This window comes from Spongiibacter marinus, assembly GCF_016906995.1.
In the GTDB taxonomy this organism is placed as follows: Bacteria; Pseudomonadota; Gammaproteobacteria; order Pseudomonadales; family Spongiibacteraceae; genus Spongiibacter; species Spongiibacter marinus.
This window is the reverse complement of record NZ_JAFBBD010000006.1, coordinates 36879-55296: the sequence shown is the minus strand read 5'-3', so window position 1 is coordinate 55296 and position 18418 is coordinate 36879. Positions and strand designations below refer to the sequence as shown.

General features: G+C 56.1%; 18 protein-coding genes. 6 read left to right on the top strand and 12 right to left on the bottom strand.

The genetic code is table 11. The features are described 5' to 3' along the window. The first annotated feature begins 384 nt into the window (after nt 1-384). A complete protein-coding gene (gene gltA / locus HNR64_RS10225) occupies nt 385-1668 on the top strand; it encodes a citrate synthase (RefSeq protein ID WP_204996391.1) in 1284 nt (427 codons plus the stop codon). A 63-nt stretch (nt 1669-1731) separates the two neighbouring features. On the opposite strand, the gene HNR64_RS10220 is transcribed toward gltA, so the two are convergent. Then, nucleotides 1732-2181 carry a hypothetical protein gene (locus tag HNR64_RS10220; RefSeq protein WP_204996390.1) on the bottom strand — a complete coding sequence of 150 codons (450 nt, stop codon included), beginning with the start codon at nt 2179-2181 and terminating at the stop codon, nt 1732-1734. A gap of 129 nt (nt 2182-2310) precedes the next feature. On the opposite strand from HNR64_RS10220, the gene HNR64_RS10215 reads away from it, so the two are divergent. Beyond that, a complete protein-coding gene (locus tag HNR64_RS10215) occupies nt 2311-3084 on the top strand; it encodes a glucose 1-dehydrogenase (protein ID WP_204996389.1) in 774 nt (257 codons plus the stop codon). Between the two features lie 45 nt (nt 3085-3129). Further along, complete coding sequence (locus HNR64_RS10210) at nt 3130-3363, top strand: DUF2789 domain-containing protein (protein WP_204996388.1); 234 nt, start codon at nt 3130-3132, stop codon at nt 3361-3363. A 12-nt stretch (nt 3364-3375) separates the two neighbouring features. Here HNR64_RS10210 and HNR64_RS10205 read toward each other — a convergent pair whose 3' ends face one another. Beyond that, the gene (locus tag HNR64_RS10205) at nt 3376-3741 is read right to left on the bottom strand and encodes a hypothetical protein (RefSeq protein ID WP_204996387.1); all 366 of its coding nucleotides are present in this window, start codon (nt 3739-3741) and stop codon (nt 3376-3378) included. Between the two features lie 88 nt (nt 3742-3829). On the opposite strand from HNR64_RS10205, the gene HNR64_RS10200 reads away from it, so the two are divergent. Continuing rightward, nucleotides 3830-5107, top strand: coding sequence for a CinA family nicotinamide mononucleotide deamidase-related protein (locus tag HNR64_RS10200; RefSeq protein WP_204996386.1), 1278 nt, complete (start codon nt 3830-3832; stop codon nt 5105-5107). On the opposite strand, the gene HNR64_RS10195 is transcribed toward HNR64_RS10200, so the two are convergent. Beyond that, nucleotides 5104-5529, bottom strand: coding sequence for an SRPBCC family protein (locus HNR64_RS10195; protein ID WP_204996385.1), 426 nt, complete (start codon nt 5527-5529; stop codon nt 5104-5106). The genes HNR64_RS10200 and HNR64_RS10195 overlap by 4 nt on opposite strands. A gap of 159 nt (nt 5530-5688) precedes the next feature. Between HNR64_RS10195 and HNR64_RS10190 the strand changes: the two genes are divergently transcribed. After that, nucleotides 5689-7617, top strand: coding sequence for a B12-binding domain-containing radical SAM protein (locus HNR64_RS10190; RefSeq protein ID WP_204996384.1), 1929 nt, complete (start codon nt 5689-5691; stop codon nt 7615-7617). 265 nt (nt 7618-7882) lie between these two features. Here the strand turns inward: HNR64_RS10190 and HNR64_RS10185 are convergent, their stop codons facing one another. The 7 genes from HNR64_RS10185 to HNR64_RS10155 all read right to left on the bottom strand — a co-directional run bounded on the left by HNR64_RS10185 (nt 7883) and on the right by HNR64_RS10155 (nt 15071). Beyond that, the gene (locus HNR64_RS10185) at nt 7883-8281 is read right to left on the bottom strand and encodes an HIT family protein (RefSeq protein WP_204996383.1); all 399 of its coding nucleotides are present in this window, start codon (nt 8279-8281) and stop codon (nt 7883-7885) included. 2 nt (nt 8282-8283) lie between these two features. Continuing rightward, nucleotides 8284-10380 (bottom strand): GNAT family N-acetyltransferase, encoded by a 2097-nt coding sequence (locus tag HNR64_RS10180; RefSeq protein ID WP_204996382.1) that lies wholly within the window; start codon nt 10378-10380, stop codon nt 8284-8286. Further along, nucleotides 10380-10673, bottom strand: coding sequence for a hypothetical protein (locus tag HNR64_RS10175; protein WP_204996381.1), 294 nt, complete (start codon nt 10671-10673; stop codon nt 10380-10382). Before HNR64_RS10175 ends, HNR64_RS10180 begins: the two co-directional genes overlap by 1 nt. A gap of 13 nt (nt 10674-10686) precedes the next feature. After that, nucleotides 10687-11001 carry a DUF2288 domain-containing protein gene (locus tag HNR64_RS10170; RefSeq protein WP_204996380.1) on the bottom strand — a complete coding sequence of 105 codons (315 nt, stop codon included), beginning with the start codon at nt 10999-11001 and terminating at the stop codon, nt 10687-10689. A 27-nt stretch (nt 11002-11028) separates the two neighbouring features. Next, the gene (locus HNR64_RS10165) at nt 11029-11700 is read right to left on the bottom strand and encodes a TIGR01621 family pseudouridine synthase (RefSeq protein WP_204996379.1); all 672 of its coding nucleotides are present in this window, start codon (nt 11698-11700) and stop codon (nt 11029-11031) included. Nucleotides 11701-11711: 11 nt separating this feature from the next. Then, nucleotides 11712-13481, bottom strand: a complete 1770-nt coding sequence (locus HNR64_RS10160) for a type IV pilus assembly protein FimV (RefSeq protein WP_204996378.1) — start codon at nt 13479-13481, stop codon at nt 11712-11714. Nucleotides 13482-13811: 330 nt separating this feature from the next. Continuing rightward, nucleotides 13812-15071, bottom strand: coding sequence for an MFS transporter (locus HNR64_RS10155; protein WP_204996377.1), 1260 nt, complete (start codon nt 15069-15071; stop codon nt 13812-13814). Between the two features lie 145 nt (nt 15072-15216). Here HNR64_RS10155 and HNR64_RS10150 point away from each other — a divergent pair, with 145 nt between their 5' ends. Beyond that, nucleotides 15217-16725, top strand: a complete 1509-nt coding sequence (locus tag HNR64_RS10150; RefSeq protein WP_204996376.1) for an AbgT family transporter — start codon at nt 15217-15219, stop codon at nt 16723-16725. Between the two features lie 80 nt (nt 16726-16805). Here the strand turns inward: HNR64_RS10150 and phoU are convergent, their stop codons facing one another. Then, a complete protein-coding gene (gene phoU, locus HNR64_RS10145; protein WP_027873868.1) occupies nt 16806-17528 on the bottom strand; it encodes a phosphate signaling complex protein PhoU in 723 nt (240 codons plus the stop codon). Between the two features lie 37 nt (nt 17529-17565). Further along, on the bottom strand, nt 17566-18366 hold the full coding sequence (pstB, locus tag HNR64_RS10140; protein ID WP_204996584.1) for a phosphate ABC transporter ATP-binding protein PstB: 801 nt from the start codon (nt 18364-18366) through the stop codon (nt 17566-17568). Nucleotides 18367-18418 lie beyond the last annotated feature (52 nt).

Here is an 18418-nt window from a genome sequence, read left to right as displayed (position 1 = left end):
AAGAAACGCCGCGCATTATAGGGCTATACATACGCAATTACAAACACGCCTTTAGTCGAAATTGCCCTCCAAAAAAGCGCTATATCAAGGGTTTGCGGGACTATTTCGCGCCATTATGGCGCCATAAGATTTGCGGCGCACCAAAACCGCGCACGCATCGACGGGGGCAGCATAAAGTACAGAAAACATCAAACATTCCCACGGCCGCAATCACAGGGTAAAATGTGGTCAGCGTTGACAAAACGTTTTAGCTCTCTATATTTGTGACTCCCTAATTTTGCAGGGAGCCTTTCTGCCTGTTGCGCTCAGCATCACCACGCCGATTGTCAGACAGCAGAAACCACCGCCACAAGCTATGAAAAGAAAGTAACAGGAGCCCGTCAAATGAGCGATAAGAAAGCCACTCTGAGTATCGATGGCAAAACGCTGGAGTTGAATGTCCATTCCGGCACCATTGGCCCGGACGTGATTGAAGTTAGCCCCCTGACGGGTAACGGATATTTCACCTACGACCCCGGTTTTGTTTCCACCGCAGCCTGCGAATCAAAAATCACCTATATCGATGGTAATGCAGGTGTTCTGCTTCACGGCGGTTACCCCATCGAACAACTGGCAGAACAGTCAGATTACCTGGAAACCTGTTACCTCCTGCTCTACGGCAAGCTCCCCAACCAAACTGAAAAAGAAACCTTCGTCAACAAAGTGCGCATGCACACCATGGTCAACGACCAGATGAGCACGTTCTTCAAAGGCTTCCGCCGCGACGCTCACCCAATGGCAATTATGTGTGGCGTAGTTGGCGCCCTGTCAGCGTTCTACCACGACTCTCTGGACATTGCTGACGAACACCATCGCGAAATTTCTGCAATTCGACTCATTGCAAAAATGCCAACACTGGCTGCCATGACCTACAAGTACACCATCGGCCAGCCCTTCATGTACCCGCAGAATCACCTGAGCTACTCAGAAAACTTCCTGCACATGATGTTCGGCAATCCCTGCGAGCCCAGCAATGTTAATCCTGTACTGGCTAAGGCCATGGACAAGATTTTCCTGCTGCACGCTGATCACGAGCAGAATGCTTCTACCTCTACTGTGCGTTTGGCTGGCTCGACTGGCGCCAACCCCTTCGCCTGTATTTCTGCTGGCATCGCTGCCCTGTGGGGACCTTCTCACGGTGGCGCGAACGAAGCTGTTCTGGATATGCTGGAAGAAATCGGCGATGCCTCACGCATCGACGAGTTTGTTGCCCGCGCTAAAGACAAGAACGACCCATTCCGCCTGATGGGCTTTGGTCACCGTGTTTACAAAAACTTTGACCCACGCGCCAAGGTAATGAAGCAAGCAGCTGATGAAGTACTGGCTGAGCTTGGTTTGGAAAATGACCCTCTGCTGAAGATTGCCAAGCGCCTTGAGCAAATCGCCCTGGAAGATGAATACTTCGTTGAGAAGAAGCTCTACCCCAACGTAGATTTCTATTCAGGCATCATCCTCAAAGCGATCGGCATCCCAACCAGCATGTTCACCGTTATCTTTGCACTGGGTCGTACCCCAGGCTGGATCGCGCACTGGAACGAGATGATCAGCGGCGCCTACCGCATCGGTCGCCCACGTCAGTTGTATACTGGCCCGGAAAAACGCGATTTCGTCCCACTGGACAAGCGCTAAAAACAAAAAACCCTGCCTCGGCAGGGTTTTTTTTGCTCAACGTTTCTGACTTTGCCAGCGTGCCTACGGCGTTTTGTACTCAAAGCCCACTTCCACACCATCGACCTTTTCATCGTAAGCGTTGAAACTTTTATCCAGCGTTGCATCTTCTTTAAGGTAGATTTTACTTTTCAGCTTTAATTTTGATTCCGGCTTATCGCCCTCTTCAAACCAACGCTCAACACCATAGCGACTCGTTTGAGGCTCAAATGGCGTCGCGTCCTCTGTGTAGTCAGCCGGCAAACGCAAATCCAGTGGCGGCGCCGAATCCAGTGGTGGCGCAGTTGGCACACCGTCTGCTGTTTTTGTTGCCTGTTTTTGCGATGGCGGATTAGCAGTCACCTCGGGGGAGTATTTGCCCTCTGTCATAGGCAGCGGTTCAAGGGGCGCAACGCAACACGCTTGTTGTTGGTAATAAAACCACATTAGACCTGCCGCCAGCAGCAACAGCGCGATGCCGATTGTACTTTTCATCTACCCTCCCTTAACGGCGGCGCACCTATATTGAATAACACCTACGCCCTACTCCTATTGGACAATTGACCGCACAGTTTGTCACCGATTAAATGCGCAGAGAATTTAACAAAATAACAGGAGAAATCGATGGCTAGGCTCGCGGGAAAAGTCGCAATTATCACCGGTGCTGCGCGCGGAATGGGCGCGCTCACCGCCAAACGTTTTGTAGAAGAAGGCGCCAAAGTGGTAATCGCCGACCTACTGGATGAGCCCGGGCAGGCACTGGCCCAACAACTAGGCGAGAATGCTCGCTACGTGCATGCCGATGTATCGCGCGAACAGGATTGGCAAACACTGATTGCCGAAGCCGAGGCCTTTGGGCCGCTCAATATATTGGTAAATAATGCGGCGATACTCCACGCAGCCGCCATTGCCGATTCGGACGGCGATGACTACATGCGCGTTATCAAGGTTAATCAGCTCGGCCCCTACCTCGGCATACGCGCTGCCATCGAGCCAATGAAGCGCAGCGGCGGCGGTTCAATTATTAATATTTCGTCTATCGACGGCCTGCAAGCAAAAAACGGCTTGAGCGCCTATGTATCGTCGAAGTGGGCGGTTCGCGGCCTAAGCAAGTCGGCCGCCATTGAATTAGGCCCCTACAATATTCGCGTGAACACGGTTCACCCAGGCGGCATTTACACCGACATGCACGGCGCGGGAGAAGGTGCCCAGCCCAGCGACGAGGACAATGCCTTCTACGTCAATCACCCCCTACCGCGGGTCGGCCTTCCCGCCGAAGTGGCCAATATGTCGCTGTTTCTGGCCTCCGACGAAAGCAGCTACTCAACAGGCTCTGAGTTTATTGTCGACGGCGGGTGGAATGCTGGGTTGAGGCTGGATTTACTGCCGACCTCCTAATCGTTTAGGCTGACAGCTGACTCACCATGAATAACGGAGGGTAATATGGAAGCAGAATTTCACAGCATGTCAGCACTGTTTCAGCAACTCGGCCTGCCAGCAACGCCCAGCGACATTGAAGCATTCATTGGGCGTCACCGGCCACTCCCCAAAGACCTGGCCCTGCACCAGGCTCACTTCTGGTCGCCGAGCCAGGCCACCTTTTTGAAGCAGGCCCTGGACGACGACGCTGAGTGGGCTGAGCTCGTAGACGAGTTGGACGCGCAATTGCGCCACTGACACGTTCGCGACTCAGAGCGCCCCGGGACCGTAGTGGCTCTGCGGCGTCTCGGGAGGCGCTTCTGATTTCTGCTTTTTACTTTCTTCGATCTGCTGTTGCGCGCGTTGCAATTCGCGCTCAACCGCATCGACCATCACCGACCAACCATCAACCAACGCTTTGTTGGCTTCCTCGAGAAGATTCCCCAGCGAACTGGCAGTGTCCTCTTCCTTGGCACTGTTTAGCTGCAGGCTCAGGGCGTCCACGCTTTGCTGTAAGGCAACGAGTTGCTGCTCCAAACGCTGCGTTTCCGCTTGATTATGGCGGTACTGCCAATATTCAAAGCCAATCAACGCAACAATCGCTACGGCAAATATCGCGTTTAACGATGATTTCATACTATGCTCTCTCCGAGCTTTTTCGACACAGGCATTGTATGCCCGTTTTAGGTGATAATCGCCAGTAAACTTGAAAAACCGGAACACTATGAAGCTGAATTTACTGTTAACCGGCAATGAACTTATGGCCGGCGATATTATTGATTCAAACTCCGCGATGGTTGCCCAGCAACTGGCGCCACAAGGTTGGAGAATACATAAAAAGGTCACGGTAGGCGACGACAGCGCACTACTGCAAAAGGAAATTGATCAGCTGTGTGAAGAGGGCGATGTACTAATTATTAATGGCGGTCTCGGCCCCACCGTCGATGACTTAACCGCCGCCGTGCTGGCCCAGCTCTGCGACCGGCCACTTACCGAACACCCTGAGGCATTGGCGCACTTATCACATTGGTGCGAGCAACGCGGTTTCAGCATGAACGCCTCTAACCGCAAGCAAGCCATTCTCCCCGAGGGCTGCGATATTATCGCTAACGCCCGAGGCAGCGCCGTGGGAATACGGCTTATGTATCGCAACTGCCTGGTATTGGCGACGCCGGGGGTACCCAGCGAATTGCGTCAGATGCTGACCGACGAACTCCTCCCTCTCCTCAAGCAACGCTTTGAGTCGGACTATATTCACACCCTTCGTCTTGGCGTTTTTGGCTTAGGTGAGTCCGGCATACAGGAGCTGTTTGACCGCGAGTTACCCAATTGGCCCGACAATATCGAACTGGGTTTTCGCGCTTCGATGCCCGTGCTGGAAGTAAAGTTAACTGCGCGCGGTGAACATGCAAACACGACCTTGGCCGAGTGGCGCACGCCCGTTGAAACCCTGCTCGGCGAACATTTACTCGGCGAGCTGCCGCTCAGTTTGCCCTCAGTATTGGTCGACGAGCTCAGCAAGCGAAACCAAACCCTGTGCACGGCAGAGTCCTGCACAGGTGGCCTGATCGCCTCCCAAATCACCAGCATCGCTGGCGCATCGAAAGTCTTTCCCGGTGGCATCGTCAGTTATTCAAATGCGATGAAAAGCAGCCAGTTGGGTGTGAGTGAGGCGCTGCTGCAACAGCACGGCGCGGTAAGCAGAGACGTTGCCCTGGCCATGGCGCAGGGCGCCCTACGCGTTGGCCACGCCGATGTGGCCTTGGCCGTCACAGGCATTGCCGGGCCCGATGGTGGCTCTGAAGACAAGCCGGTCGGCACCGTATGGATAGCCTGGGGCAGCGCAGATCACCTAAAAGCGGAATGTTTGGCGCTGCCTTTTGACCGACAGGCCTTTCAAATGTGGGTGTCGGCACTGGGTATGGAGCTGGTGCGCCGCCACTTACTGGGCATTGCCACAATGCCCAGCTTGATACAGCGCTACTGCAAAAAAGCGCATTAAGCGCGCGATTTCAGGTGCTCGTCCACCCATTGCAAAAGCATTTCATAGGCACCGCGAATCATCGCGGCCGCCTCTTCGTCTGATGCGCCCTGTGGTGTTGCGCGGCCGTACCAGTCTACATGGCAGCGGCCGTCATCAATGGCCGTCACCTTGGCATTGGCCGAATAATCGGTTACCGGCATGGGAATACCGCGAGGGATCGTATAGCCAAAACTCATGGTACTGGCGTCCATACTTTCGAGCTGCTCATCAATCGGCTCCATGCCCGCCAGGTGCAAACGGCGAATCATGCCAATGCCCTCACCGATTACCTCAATTTTGTCGATACCCGGCGCCCAGTTAATGTCGCCAAAATCTTCCAATAAGGCCCAAACCGTTGCGGCGGGAAAATCTAAATCGCGCTCTACGTGTACTTCAACCATCTGACTCTCCGAAGTTTTTTTATTCAGCGGCGATCTTGCCGCATAATAGGTGGATCAACCTCACCCGAACGGCTTAGTTAACCCTCGGCTTACTCATGAGCAAATGGCGGCGCAAGATGCGACAATAGCGCCATAATCACAACAAGGCATTCCACCCACATGAGCTCAGCGCACTCCCCTCGCCCCGTTTGTTTATTCAGCATGGACTCGGACGGCTTTTGGGCTGTTCCCACCACAACGGGCGGCTTGAAAGCGTACTACCAGCATTACGGCAATAACCCAGCGGGCAACGACATACGCCTGATACATTTTCGCGACAGCGACGCGGCTGACGCCTGGAAAGCCACATGGCCCGAGCTTAGAGAGGAATTCATCGCCTGCATCGCACGTGGCGGTGTACCGGTGGTGGGCTTCAGTATGTACACCTGGAATGCAGCGGAATTTCTCGAGTTGATCGCGCTAATCAAGTCTGACTGCCCGCAAGTCCTTTGCATTGCCGGCGGGCCCCACGTTCAACAAGCTGAGGATTATCTGTACGACGACCCGATTGATGTTATTGCTCTGGGCGAGGCAGAAACCACCTTCGCCCAGTGGCTGGACTGCGAAAGCCGAGAGCAGTGGCAAGACGTGGATGGCCTCGCGTATTTGCGCGATGGCGAACTGGTAAAAACTGCCGAGCGCAAGCGCCGCCAGGATCTCGACGCCCTCCCCTCGGCCCTCGATGTAGTGCCGCTGTGTGACGATGCGGGCAAGCCACTCTACGACTCCGTTTCCTATGAAAGCAGCCGTGGCTGCCCCTTTAAATGCGCGTTTTGCGAATGGGGCACCGGCGCTATCGGCTCGAAAATGTACCAGTTTTCCATGGAGAGGATTGAGCGGGACTGGCGCAAAATTGTGGCCGCTGGCATCAAGGATATCTGGCTTGCCGATTCCAATTTTGGTGCATTGAGAGAAGACTTAGACAAAGCCAAACTCATTTGCGAACTGAAAAACACCACAGGCCTACCCAGCAGCTTCGCTACCTCGTGGTCAAAGAAACACAGCCCGCGGGTGCAGGAAATTGTCTTGCTGCTTAACCAGCACGGGCTACTGCCGCACTATCAACTCGCCCTGCAAACCCTAACGCCGAAGGCCCTTGAGCTTAGCAATCGCAAAAACATGGCCGCCAATAAGTACGAGCCCATTGCCAAAGATATGGCCAGTAAAGGGGTGCCTATTGCCGCCGAGCTCATTTGGGGCCTACCCGGCGATAATCTCCCGGATTTTGAGCGCAACCTCGATGAACTGCTGCAGGTTTTCCCCAACCTCAATATTTTTGCCTACACCCTGCTGCCAGGCACCGAGTTTTACGAAAAACGCCAGGAATATCAGATCGAAACCATTCCGGTGGCCGGCTACGGCAAGGCGAAGGGCGAATACGTGGTCGCCTGTCACAGCTTCAGCCGCGAACAGGGCCTGCAGGGCTACCTGTTAATTACCGCGCATATGTTATTTGCTCACGGCCATATTCTGCCCTACAGCATTCGCTACATCGCCCAGCAAGAGGGTATTACGACCGCAACACTGATGCGCGAGCTACTACTGGCGGTGTGCCGGGAATTTCAGGACGCTTTGCCTAGCGTCGATGTTGACGATGCCCTTACGGTTTACGAGTCACGCAACGCCATCTTCACCGAGTGCCTGCGCGATCCGCAGCGCCTGTATCAGTGCGTGCAAAGGGTAATGAACCACTATGTGAGTGATTACGCCGGCGCCAGTACCACACTGCCGATCAAGGCGCGCTTGCACAGGCTGCTCGAGCTTGACCAAGCACTTTCACCTCGCTGGGGAGAAGCCAGCGAACGCGACGTTACCTTTAGCTTCGACGCGCTGGGCTGCAAACGGGCGCTGGACGAGATGTCATCGCCTGACGAAAGCTGCTTTCAGTCCGGCCCGAGCTCAGCGCGAATACGCACCCCGGGTGGCGTCGGTAGCATTCTCCACGAACCCGACGGCGGCGCCTGGCTACGCGGCGAAATTCAGTACGACACTGAAGAGCAAGTGGTACGCGTGATCCACCCCGGGCAGGAAGCGCTCGCGCACTCTTAAAGCACCTCTGATTAATTCGGTGATAACTCAGGCTTTGCCTTATTTCGTTTGGCAAGGCGCGCTCAGGCAGTAAGGCTGGTTGCCTTTCAAATGAGCGCAACGCCGCCAGGCGAAATAAGGCAAAACCCCGAAGGGCGGGTCTCTCGCGCCCCCTGGCCGTCGTTGCAACACTCGTCAAGGAGAACCACCCTTGACCTTCGCGCTGCGCCTCGCCAGTGCACGCGAGAGGCTCCGCTGAGCCATTACCGAATTAATCAGAGGTGCCTTAACCTACCGCGAGTGCTTCACGTATTTTTTCTGCCTCAGCCGCCAGCGACGCGGCGTCGGCCATTTCAGCCCCGGCAAAGTCGATGTCACGCATCTCGTCAATTGGCACGAGATGCAGGTGGGTATGTGGCACCTCCAGCCCGACGATCTGCAAGCTCACGCGACGGCATTGATACACCCGCTTCTGGGCCTTCGCCAGCTTTCTGGACACCGCCAGTAAGTGAGCACTGAGCGCCTCAGGCAAATCGTCCCAGTGATCAATTTCCTCTTTGGGAATGACCAAAATATGGCCCGGCTTAATCGGCTGAATGGTCATAATCGCCACACAGTCATCGTCCTGCCAAACAAAATGTCCGGGCAATTCACCTGCAATAATTTTGCTGAAAATACTCGCCATGATTACTCCTGTTGATCATCGCCAGTGTCAACACCGGCAAAATACTGTTTTATTTGTCGCTCGCAATCCGCTCGCCCTGTTAGGCGGTACGCGGCTACCAAAGCAGGCCAATCGCGGCTTTGGTACAAGCGTTCTACAACCAGCGCGGACGGCGATGGTGTAGCGCCAATGCAGGCGCGCTTTAAATGCACTGCCGCCTGTTCAAAGGGCAGCTCACCCGCTACATAGCGCCGTTGTTGCTGTCTGTCGTATTCAGTCCCCTGCACCGGCAGCGCCGCCAATAAAGCGGCCAGCGCTGGTGCTGGCATGTCCCGGCGCAGTAGCTCTGTACAGCTCAGCAACTCATCGCAAAGCACCTCACGCAGGGCATCAAGGTGGGGCAAGTTATCACCGAGGGGGCGAACCACCATCAGTGAATAGCTGCCGCTACTGGTGTCTCGCCGACTGGCCAGATGGACAGCAGCAAAACCCTGCCACAGCCAAAATGCCAATAATTCCGGCTCGCACGAGAAGCTGCTACTCAGGAACGCGCAGCCCCTCCCGCGAGCATTGTGCAGAAGCTCCCGGAGCAATGCGCTAGCAATCCCCCTTCGTCGCTGCCCTTCGCTCACCGCGATACGATTGATACGCAAGCTCGGCGCCACTAACCACTGTGTCTGCCCGCTCCGCTGTGCCAGGGCCTGAGCCAGCAAGTGGCCCTTTATGCGCCGCTGGCCGCGGCTAACCCGTTCACATTGTTCATCAGCCAGCCCCCCTTCCGGAAGCGCCTGACAAACCCCAACGATCGTTGTACCGATACGCGCGATCATCAGCTGAGAAGGAAGATCGAGCAAGTATTGAAGATCCTGCGGCGTCGTTTGGTAATGCGCTTCCATCAGTAACTGAAACACCTGCGCCAACGCCAAGTCGTCGTTCACCAGTGTCGCCACACTAACGCTATCGACGCGCAAGCCTCCTTTAACAGTGCCGGGTGCGGCGTCGGCAGTGCCCAGCAAAAAAATGGCGTTTAACGTGGCCTCAAGGGGGTCGTCGTCAGCCCAGCGCAGCGGCGTCGCTAAGAACTGTCGGCGCCACTGCGGCCGTAACTGGTCTAGACAGCGCCGGAAACGAATATCGAACCCTCTTCCTGTGCCTTCGTATCCTGACACGGTTGTGGAAAATACCAGCCTCGGTAAGCGCCCTAGCAGCGTTTCCAAGACTGGCAGCGGCAAGTGAGCCGCCTCGTCAACCATCACCAGCTCAGCTTGAAAGTCGTCGCAGGCACTGGCAGACAGCAAGTCAGCCGGCGTGAGATATTCCAGCGCCGCGCCCTGCCACACCAGCTTATCACCATCGCGCTCCGCACCCGGCAGCACCTCCATCGCGCGGCGAAAGGCGATCTCAACCATGTCGGCTCTGGCCGCGGATATCACCACTTTTTGGCTTCCGCTGCGCAGCAGCTCTGCAGCGGCTATGCCGAGCGCTGATGTTTTCCCCCGACCACGGTCGGCGCGAATAACAAGGGGGCGCCCCGACCGACCTCGCGCCGCGCGAACAATGGCAGTAACGGTGGATAATTGATCTGCACTGGGTACCTCGGCTGGCCAGGCCTGCGCCTTGTCGCCGTTGAGTGACGTCGAGTGGCTCACCTGGGCAGACACGCTGCCTTGCTGGATCAAGCAGACTGCGGGCTGCAGGGGAAGCAACGTCGTGAGCCTGGAAATGAAGGCCGAATGCTCAACCGCGAAGCCCGCCTCCCGCATTGCCAGGGCGTAGGCCTGTGGCCAATCCGCTAAAGGCGGCGTTAGTAACACCAGGGAGCCGCCGCCTCGCAATGTGCCGGCTGCTGCCAACCAGTGATTAACCGAACTGTAGCGATGGCCATCGATAATGACCCAATCACTTTCGATGCCTAAGCTGGCGGCTTTACCGCTCGGCTGAAACCCCGCCAGCGCATCGTGTGCAACAAGTAAGACGCCATCGCCGCCGTTGATCGCTGCGGATAATAATGCCTCTGCCCAACGCTGTTCACCGCTTAATACAATAAGCTGGCGGTGACCGCGGCGGACATTGCACGCGCGCCGAGACGTGCACCACTGAGAAAAGGCGTCGGCCTGCACTATTGGCTACCGCCACTGGGATAAACCGGGGCCTCGTGCATGTGTAGATGCAACAGCAGTTGCCGGTCGTTTCGGTAAATGTCCTGCAAATTTTCGTCCAGGAATTCTTCAGCGAGATGAAGCAAATCGCCACGCAGCTCCGCCTCGGACACTAGCCCCAATTGAACCGCTGAGGCCATCGCGCCTTCCAAACGGTACAGGGTCGCAGGTGGCACATCCCAGCCCTGTGCCTGTTCAGTGAAGAACGCACGCAAACGCTTGCGCAAGTCGTCGATAAAAGCCTGAGAGTCCACTGGGCTTATCGCCTTAATCTAGATCGCGATGGGTTTGCACCAGCACCCAAGGCGCGACCACCACGGCCCATAACGATGCCTGCTCTTGCGTCCACTTCTGCGCCGACTCGGTGTCGACACGGCCAAGCTGACCGGAGGTGAGCAAAGGGCTAATGGTCTGGGTATCGTCGTTTGCCATGCCTGCGGCCACGGCAACAAGATCGAGCTTGGGTGAAACCTCCAGTACGGCGCCCTGGGCGTAGAAACGTTGCAATTCCTCCCAGGGTATTTTGGCGGTCTCGCGATTCAGCTTAGTCAGCAGCTCGTCACTTTCTTGCGGGTCAGTCATGAAAAGGTAGGTCTCAAAATCGGTGTATTAAGCTCCCCAGGGGAGCTGCCAAGGTGGCGACCATTCTACCAGCGCCGCCTCAACAGCTCTATCGCCAAAGGCCTCACCACTGCTTGGCTCACAAGTGAATGACATTGGCACGCCTCGGTAGTCAAAACGCAGCCCCCAGGCATGCAAGTAACAGCGATCCGCCGGCGACTTACCATACCGCTCATCGCCGAGAATCGGCACGCCCAAACTCGCCATCACCACGCGCAATTGATGCGTTTTACCGGTGGCAGGTTTCAGTAGATAGCAGCGCTTGCCCGGCGCAATACTGGTGCTGATAAAGCGGGTCCGCGAGGGATTATTGCAACTGCGGCTAAGCCGGTAACTTCCCCCGCGTGCTTTAATGATATCCCCCACCACTGCCCCCTGTTTTTTTCGAGGCTTGCCGAGTGCAATGGCGATATAAAACTTATCGATACGCCGCTCACTAAAGCTGCGCCCCAGCTCGGCTGCGGCCTCCGCATTGCGGGCGATAAGGAGTAAACCCGAGGTCGCATCGTCAAGGCGATGGACAAGGTGCAAGCCGGTTTCCCCTCGCTCAGTGCTGAGGCGGTCTAACAGGCTTTCAGGGTGATGGTTGCGGTGCAAATTAGCACCGGCAGTTTTATTGAGCACAAAAAAATCACTGTGCTCATACACGAGTTCATACACGGGTGGATCGACTACTGCCCTTGCTGCTGAGTGCGGTGTTGCTGCGCGCCATTGAGCTCACGCCGCAGGATATCGATCTCTCTTAGGGATTCTTCCTCTACGCCGGCAAACTCCATCTGTAAGGCCAGTGCCTCAAAGTCCGTGGCCTGCCCCTGGCGCGCGTATAGATCGAGCAGTAGCATTTGTAAGGCCAGAGACTCGTCCTCACGCAGGGCCTGTTCAACGATCTGCTGAGCACCGCGGTAGTCCCCCAACTCAATGCACGCCGCCGCGGCCGCCTGCGGCGAGTTATCCTCCTCAACCACACGAGCAGTCACTGCGGCAATATCTGCGCTGCCAGACTGTTCTTGAGGGGCATCACCCAATTCTGCGAAAACGTCTTCAAAATGTGTGGCCGACGCCTTCGGAGCAGCCTTGGCTGCGCCTGCATAATGAAACGCTTGCAAGCGGCGTTTTGCGGCGGCTTTACGGCGCCGATAAAACAATAGCCCGCCCACCGCTGCAACACCCAGCAGCAATAACGCCCAAGGACTGCCGCGCCACTCAGCATTTTCAGGCAGCGCCCCGGTGGTTTCGCCAATGGGCGCCGTGTCAGTCGCCGTAACGCCAGCTTGAATCACCTCAGACGGCGAAGCCGACGCCACATCAGCACCACGTACAAATGTGCTTGATACGGCTTGCTCCTCTGCCTGAGATGCCTCAGCCAAAGGCTCCGCGACACTCACCTCCGGCACCGGCGCGCTTTCACCAGTCTGGATCGCTGCGGTCTGGCCCTTCAGCGCAGTATATTCATCCTGCAAGCTCAGCAGGCGCGTCTGTAGCGTCTGCAAGCGGCTATTCATTGCCTCAATATTGGCGCGTACAGCTGACACTTCCTCGGTCACCGCCGCCAACGAAGCCGTCAATCGCTGCTCTTCGGTCATCGACGGAGCGGCGTTGGAGCTTAAAACGACACGTTCTGTCGTCGCTTCTGGCGCCGTTTCCACTTCATTATTTACCGTGCCATTAGGCGCCCGCGATATTTGTTTGCCCGAACCGCCAGGGCCCCCGCCCGGCAACAACACCTCGGCAAGTGCTGCCGCCTCAACATTTAGCGAGACAGATTCCTTTAGCATGTCCTTTTCGCCGCGCACAAAGGCCTGGGGGTTAAGGCGATAGACCGCCTCCATCAGGGGCAGTTGCTCACCGCCTCGGGCACGCCGAATGCGCGACGCCACTCGCCAAAGGCTGTCCCCTCGCACGGTGGTATACGTCGATGCATCAGCGCTAATAGGCCTCGCCGGTGACGATTTCGCGGGGCGATTACTCTGCGCTGGTTTTCCCGATGCCAGCCGGGTGCTCGCTGCGCCCGCTTGGGCCGCACTTGCCAACGCCGGTGCCTGCGCAGGCAAGTCGAGCAGCAATGTGTATTCGCGCTCAATCGTACCGGTCGGCCAGCGCACCGATAAAACGAAATTCAAAAAGGGTTCAACAATTGGCGTGGTGCTACGTAAATAAATTACGCCACTGCCAGAGGGACTTAATTCGCTGCGTACCGTCAGGGTTCGGGTATCGAGCCCGCCCATCGCACTATCGCTCTGCGCATCCCACACCGGCTTCACATCAATCAGAATTTGTTCGGGATCCAAGCCCTCGGCACCACTGATGACGACACGTGCGGCCAATGGCTTGCCTAACACCGAATCCAGCTCCGCACGACCTAAACCCATGGCTGTCGCATCGGGGCTGACGGCGACCGCTAGTAGCAGTGGAATAAAAGCAGGGGCTCGCAGTTTCTTCATTGCCGCATTCTCATTTATTGTTGTGAGTCACTTCACATTTATCAATACCCTACAGCTTACAACATTTTGAGTAAAAGTCGCGCGGCAAACGCGGGTTAGTGGCCTAAGCGACGCTGAATAACAGACTGCTGGCAAGCAAAATGCAAAGCCGGCGACATGCCGTGAAAGAAAAGCGTCAGCGTCACAGCACTGTCACGTGACTGCGCTAGGATCACCGCTTATCCACAACAAGTTTTCCCCAGATACAGTGAATAAGCTTGTGGATAAGGCTGTTCAATTCTCCGCTGAGCGGCGTCTCATCAACGCTGCCGTCGCGCGCGTAGTTTTTGATCAACCTTTGGCGATCTGGCGGCGACGTGACACCATTACCACAATAATCAACGCCATTACGGCAGCCGCGCAAAAGTACGGGTAGCTCGGCGCGATTCGGTATAAGAAGCCCCCCACGAGCGGCCCAGCGACAAACCCAAGTCCCGCCACCGAGCCAAGCAGGCCGGCCAAACCGCCCTGCTCATGGGGCTCGACAACCAAGCTGGCACTGGCACCGTAGGCTGGGCCGGTCAAACCCATACCAAAACCGAACAAGCCCATCGCCGACAACAACATCGGCAACGTGTCTGACAATGCTAATAGCAAATACCCGGCGCAACTGAACGGCAGCCCCATAAACAACAGGTTCATTGGCGACCCGTTGTAGCGCTGCACCACCACAAATTGCGCGAACAGCATGGCACCTGACGACACGATCATCGCAGCGGAAAACCACTGTGCCGCCGCCACACCGTCGAGTGACAGTAAATCCTGAAAATAAAACCCCAGCGTCTGCTGAACCATGCCCAGTAGGCTGTAAAGCGCAAAACCGATGAAGATAAACAGACGGTACCTGGGGTCGAAATACGCCATTCGCTTCGGCCGCTTGCCGCCGCTGCTATGCGCTGGAATGGCGGGCAAATAACGCCAGACCAAAATCGCAACCAATGCGGCCAGCGCCGCTTGCAAATATAGCGGCGTTAAATAACTGAAGGCGACAAACCACGCCAGCGCGGGCCCCAGCATCACCCCCAGTTGATTGAAGGCCTGCAATTTCGCCATCCCCTGCGCGCGCCGGGAAATATCGGTGACATCGACCATATAGGCAGCCGATGCCGGGTGGGTCGCCGACATCAAAGCGGCGTGAATACCGCGGCTGACCATCAGCAGCACGTATAGGAGGCCGCCACCGAGTATGCTAACAAGCCCCATCCACGCGACCGCGTTGAACAGCATGGTACCAATGGTGTAGCCGAACAAGCCGATAATAATGACCGGCTTTCGCCCCCATACATCGCTCTTTCTTCCCCAATAGGGCGAGGTCATGAAAAAAACGAGCGCGGTAAGCGCCGACAGCGAGGTGATTACCATTTCTTTGGGCGCGATCGTTAGTTCGGTAAAGGGGAGTTGCCAGAGCATTTCATGCAGGGCCAGCTCACGCCCCAACATTGGCAGCACCGCAAACACCACGCTCTGGCCCATCCCCACCGCCATCATGGCGGCGTAAAGCGAAATCATCGCCCGCCAGTCAGACCTCGGTGCACTGCCTGTTTCCGTCACTCAGCTATCCTCTTGCCATCGGTTTTTATCTGCCACGCCATCTGGCACACTTTGATACAGCCTGATAGCGGCTGGCTATCGTCCGTTCGCGGAGCATGCATTTTACACAGCCACTCCTTTTGCCAACACAAACCAAGCGGGAAACATGTCAAAGGTTCAGCAAGACGTACCATTGAGCCAGCGTTGGCTGGACCGAATTGAACGCGCCGGCAATCGCCTGCCACACCCGGTCGTGCTGTTCATTTACTTCTGCGCAATCGTCGTTTTGCTGTCGGCATGGCTCACGGCAACAGGCGCTAATGTTCAGAACCCCAGCAGTGGCGAATGGCTTTACACGCGCTCGTTGCTGTCCCGCGACGGACTGCTGTGGATGCTACACAATGCGGTGGGTAACTTTGTGAGCTTCGCGCCTGTCGGCTCTGTGATCGTCGCGATTATGGGTATTGCCGTCGCGGAACACTCCGGCTTGCTCGGCCATGTGTTGACACAATTCGCACGACGGGCGCCACCAAAGGCATTGAGTGCGGTGATTGTATTCACCGGCGTATTATCCAGTATTGGTTTTGACTCAGGCTATGTTGTTTTAATCCCATTGGCGGCGATCGTTTTTCGCGCCGCCGGACGCTCGCCGCTAGCGGGCATTGCCGCCGCATTCGCCGGGGTATCTGGCGGGTTTAGCGCAAACATTCTCCTCGGCCCGGTCGATGCAATTTTGGCGGGGATCTCCACCGAGTCACTACAGCTGATTGACCCGCAGGCCTCGGTGAGCGTCAGCGCAAATTATTATTTCACCGCCTTTTCTACCCTGCTTATTACCCTCGTTGGCGCATGGGTGACGGAAACCTTGGTAGAGCCTCGACTGCAGCGCCCTGGGCAGACAGAGAGCACAAGCACGCCCCCGGAAGCCTCGGCCAGCGAGACAAAAGCGCTGCGCCGCGTGCTGATTTTTAGCGTATTTTATGTCGCGGCGCTCATCGCGGCGGTCGTCCACCCACAGGGGCCATTGCGCAACCCTGACCCCAGCGGTATGGCAGCCCTGCCCCTGCTGCAGGGAATTGTGGTGTTTATTGCTGCATATGGCGCACTCGCCGGGATTATTTTCGGCTACAGCAGTGGCCGCTTTACGCGCAGCAAAGACTGGGTAGACGCCATGGAGTCAGGCATGAGCACCCTGGCCGGCTATCTGGTGCTAATGTTCTTTGCCGCCCAGTTTGTCAATTATTTTTCCTGGACGGGCATTGGCGCATTAACAGCAATTAAAGGCGCACAATGGCTTGCCGGACTCGAGCTTTCCACTACCAGCCTGCTGATTAGCTTTGTGCTGTGCAGCGCGGCCATCAACCTATTGATCGGCAGCGCGTCGGCAAAATGGGCATTGATGGCGCCGATATTCGTCCCCATGCTGGCGATGCTCGATGTGGCGCCCGAGGCCGTGCAAATGGCTTACCGAATTGGCGACTCCAGCACCAACATCATCACGCCGTTAATGCCTTATTTTGGCGTTGTGGTGGCCTTTATGCAGCGCCACGATAGCAAAGCCGGTATGGGCACGCTGTTGGCATTGATGCTGCCCTACTCCCTGTGTTTTATCGTGAGCTGGTCCGTGTTACTGGCGGCCTGGGTCGGATTGGGGATTCCACTAGGGCCGAAATAAAAAGGACCGAAATAAAAAAGGGCCACAAAAAAGCCGCCCTCAGCCAAGCTGGGGCGGCTTTCGATTACTGGCGTCACGCCTTATTTTTTCTCTTGGACAGCCGCACTCATCTCATCGATATTCACGTGGCGAACATCCGCGCCCTTGGCCAAATAAATAACGTGCTCGGCAATGTTGCGCGCGTGGTCGCCAATACGCTCCAGGGAACGCAGAGCCCACAGTACCTGCAACACCGAAGAAATGGTGCGCGGATCTTCCATCATATAGGTCACCAAGCTGCGCATAGCGGTGCCGTATTCCATATCGACGGAGTGATCTTCTTCCGCCACATCCAGAGCCATATCACTGTCTACACGGGCAAACGCGTCCAACGCGTTGCGCACCATGCTCAAGACATGGTCACCAATGTGGCGAATCTCTAACACGCTGCGCGGCAGGCCACCCAGTTCACCCAGCTTAATTGCGGCTTCGGCAACTTTGGTGGCCTCATCGCCCATACGTTCCAGATCACTGATGATTCGGCTGATCGACAACACCAGGCGGAGGTCGGTCGCCGCGGGCTGGCGGCGCGCCAGGATAATGGTGCACTCCTCGTCGATGGACACCTCCAGCGCATTGACGATACGGTCGCCACGCTTCACTTCATCAGCCAGACCACTGTCCTGACTCATAAACGCGGTGGTCGCATCGGCAACCTGTTTCTCGACGACCCCACCCATTTCCAGCATACGGGTTTTAATATCGTCCAGCTCAGAGTTGAACTGCTGAGAGATATGGTGAGCGTGTAAGTCTTTATCTTTCATTCCCGCATCCTATTGGCGCCGGGCTAATGGCCTAGCCTTAGCCGTAACGACCTGTTATGTAATCTTCAGTTTGTTTATTGGTCGGATTGGTAAACAAGGTATCCGTATTATCAAACTCGATCAGTTTGCCCATATACATAAATGCAGTGTAGTCAGAGACTCGCGCTGCCTGCTGCATATTATGCGTAACGATGACAATCGTGTACTTGTCTTTCAGCTCATTGATCAGTTCTTCGATCTTGAGCGTTGATATGGGATCCAACGCCGATGCTGGCTCATCCAGCAGCAGGACTTCCGGCTCAACCGCAATGGTGCGCGCAATGACCAAACGCTGCTGCTGGCCGCCAGACATGCCTAGCGCGTTATCGTGCAGACGGTCTTTCACTTCGTCCCATAAGGCGGCACCGCGCAACGAGCGCTCGACCACTTCATCCAGCACCCGCTTTTTGTTCACACCCTGAATACGCAGCCCGTAAGCGACATTCTCATAGATCGACTTGGGAAAGGGATTCGGCTTTTGAAATACCATTCCCACGCGGCGACGCAGCGTTGCCACATCGACACTTCGGTCGTAGATATCATTGCCGTCCAGGCGAATGGCACCCTCAACCCGGCAAGTATCGACCAGGTCATTCATGCGATTGAAGCAGCGCAGAAGGGTCGACTTACCGCAACCGCTGGGGCCGATAAACGCCGTAACCTTTTGACGAGGAATCTCCATATTGACGTCAAACAACGCTTGTTTGTCGCCGTAGTACAGATCCAAACCGTCGACATTCAGAGTAATGTCCTCGTCGGTAATAGAGCCTTCATTGCGTACCCGGCCGAGCGATTCCATATCGATTGCGTGACCAGCTGTAGCAGTTTTGTTGGTATCCATAAATTTTACC

Bases quoted from the DNA above. Each gene is read 5' to 3' on its own strand.
- HNR64_RS10215 (WP_204996389.1), top strand. From the start codon at position 2,311: ATGGCTAGGCTCGCGGGAAAAGTCGCAATTATCACCGGTGCTGCGCGC.
- pstB (WP_204996584.1), bottom strand. From the start codon at position 18,366: ATGGAATCGCTCGGCCGGGTACGCAATGAAGGCTCTATTACCGACGAG.
- HNR64_RS10220 (WP_204996390.1), bottom strand. From the start codon at position 2,181: ATGAAAAGTACAATCGGCATCGCGCTGTTGCTGCTGGCGGCAGGTCTA.
- HNR64_RS10190 (WP_204996384.1), top strand. From the start codon at position 5,689: ATGAGCTCAGCGCACTCCCCTCGCCCCGTTTGTTTATTCAGCATGGAC.
- HNR64_RS10185 (WP_204996383.1), bottom strand. From the start codon at position 8,281: ATGGCGAGTATTTTCAGCAAAATTATTGCAGGTGAATTGCCCGGACAT.
- HNR64_RS10210 (WP_204996388.1), top strand. From the start codon at position 3,130: ATGGAAGCAGAATTTCACAGCATGTCAGCACTGTTTCAGCAACTCGGC.
- HNR64_RS10200 (WP_204996386.1), top strand. From the start codon at position 3,830: ATGAAGCTGAATTTACTGTTAACCGGCAATGAACTTATGGCCGGCGAT.
- HNR64_RS10150 (WP_204996376.1), top strand. From the start codon at position 15,217: ATGTCAAAGGTTCAGCAAGACGTACCATTGAGCCAGCGTTGGCTGGAC.
- HNR64_RS10205 (WP_204996387.1), bottom strand. From the start codon at position 3,741: ATGAAATCATCGTTAAACGCGATATTTGCCGTAGCGATTGTTGCGTTG.
- phoU (WP_027873868.1), bottom strand. From the start codon at position 17,528: ATGAAAGATAAAGACTTACACGCTCACCATATCTCTCAGCAGTTCAAC.
- HNR64_RS10160 (WP_204996378.1), bottom strand. From the start codon at position 13,481: ATGAAGAAACTGCGAGCCCCTGCTTTTATTCCACTGCTACTAGCGGTC.
- HNR64_RS10195 (WP_204996385.1), bottom strand. From the start codon at position 5,529: ATGGTTGAAGTACACGTAGAGCGCGATTTAGATTTTCCCGCCGCAACG.
- HNR64_RS10170 (WP_204996380.1), bottom strand. From the start codon at position 11,001: ATGACTGACCCGCAAGAAAGTGACGAGCTGCTGACTAAGCTGAATCGC.
- gltA (WP_204996391.1), top strand. From the start codon at position 385: ATGAGCGATAAGAAAGCCACTCTGAGTATCGATGGCAAAACGCTGGAG.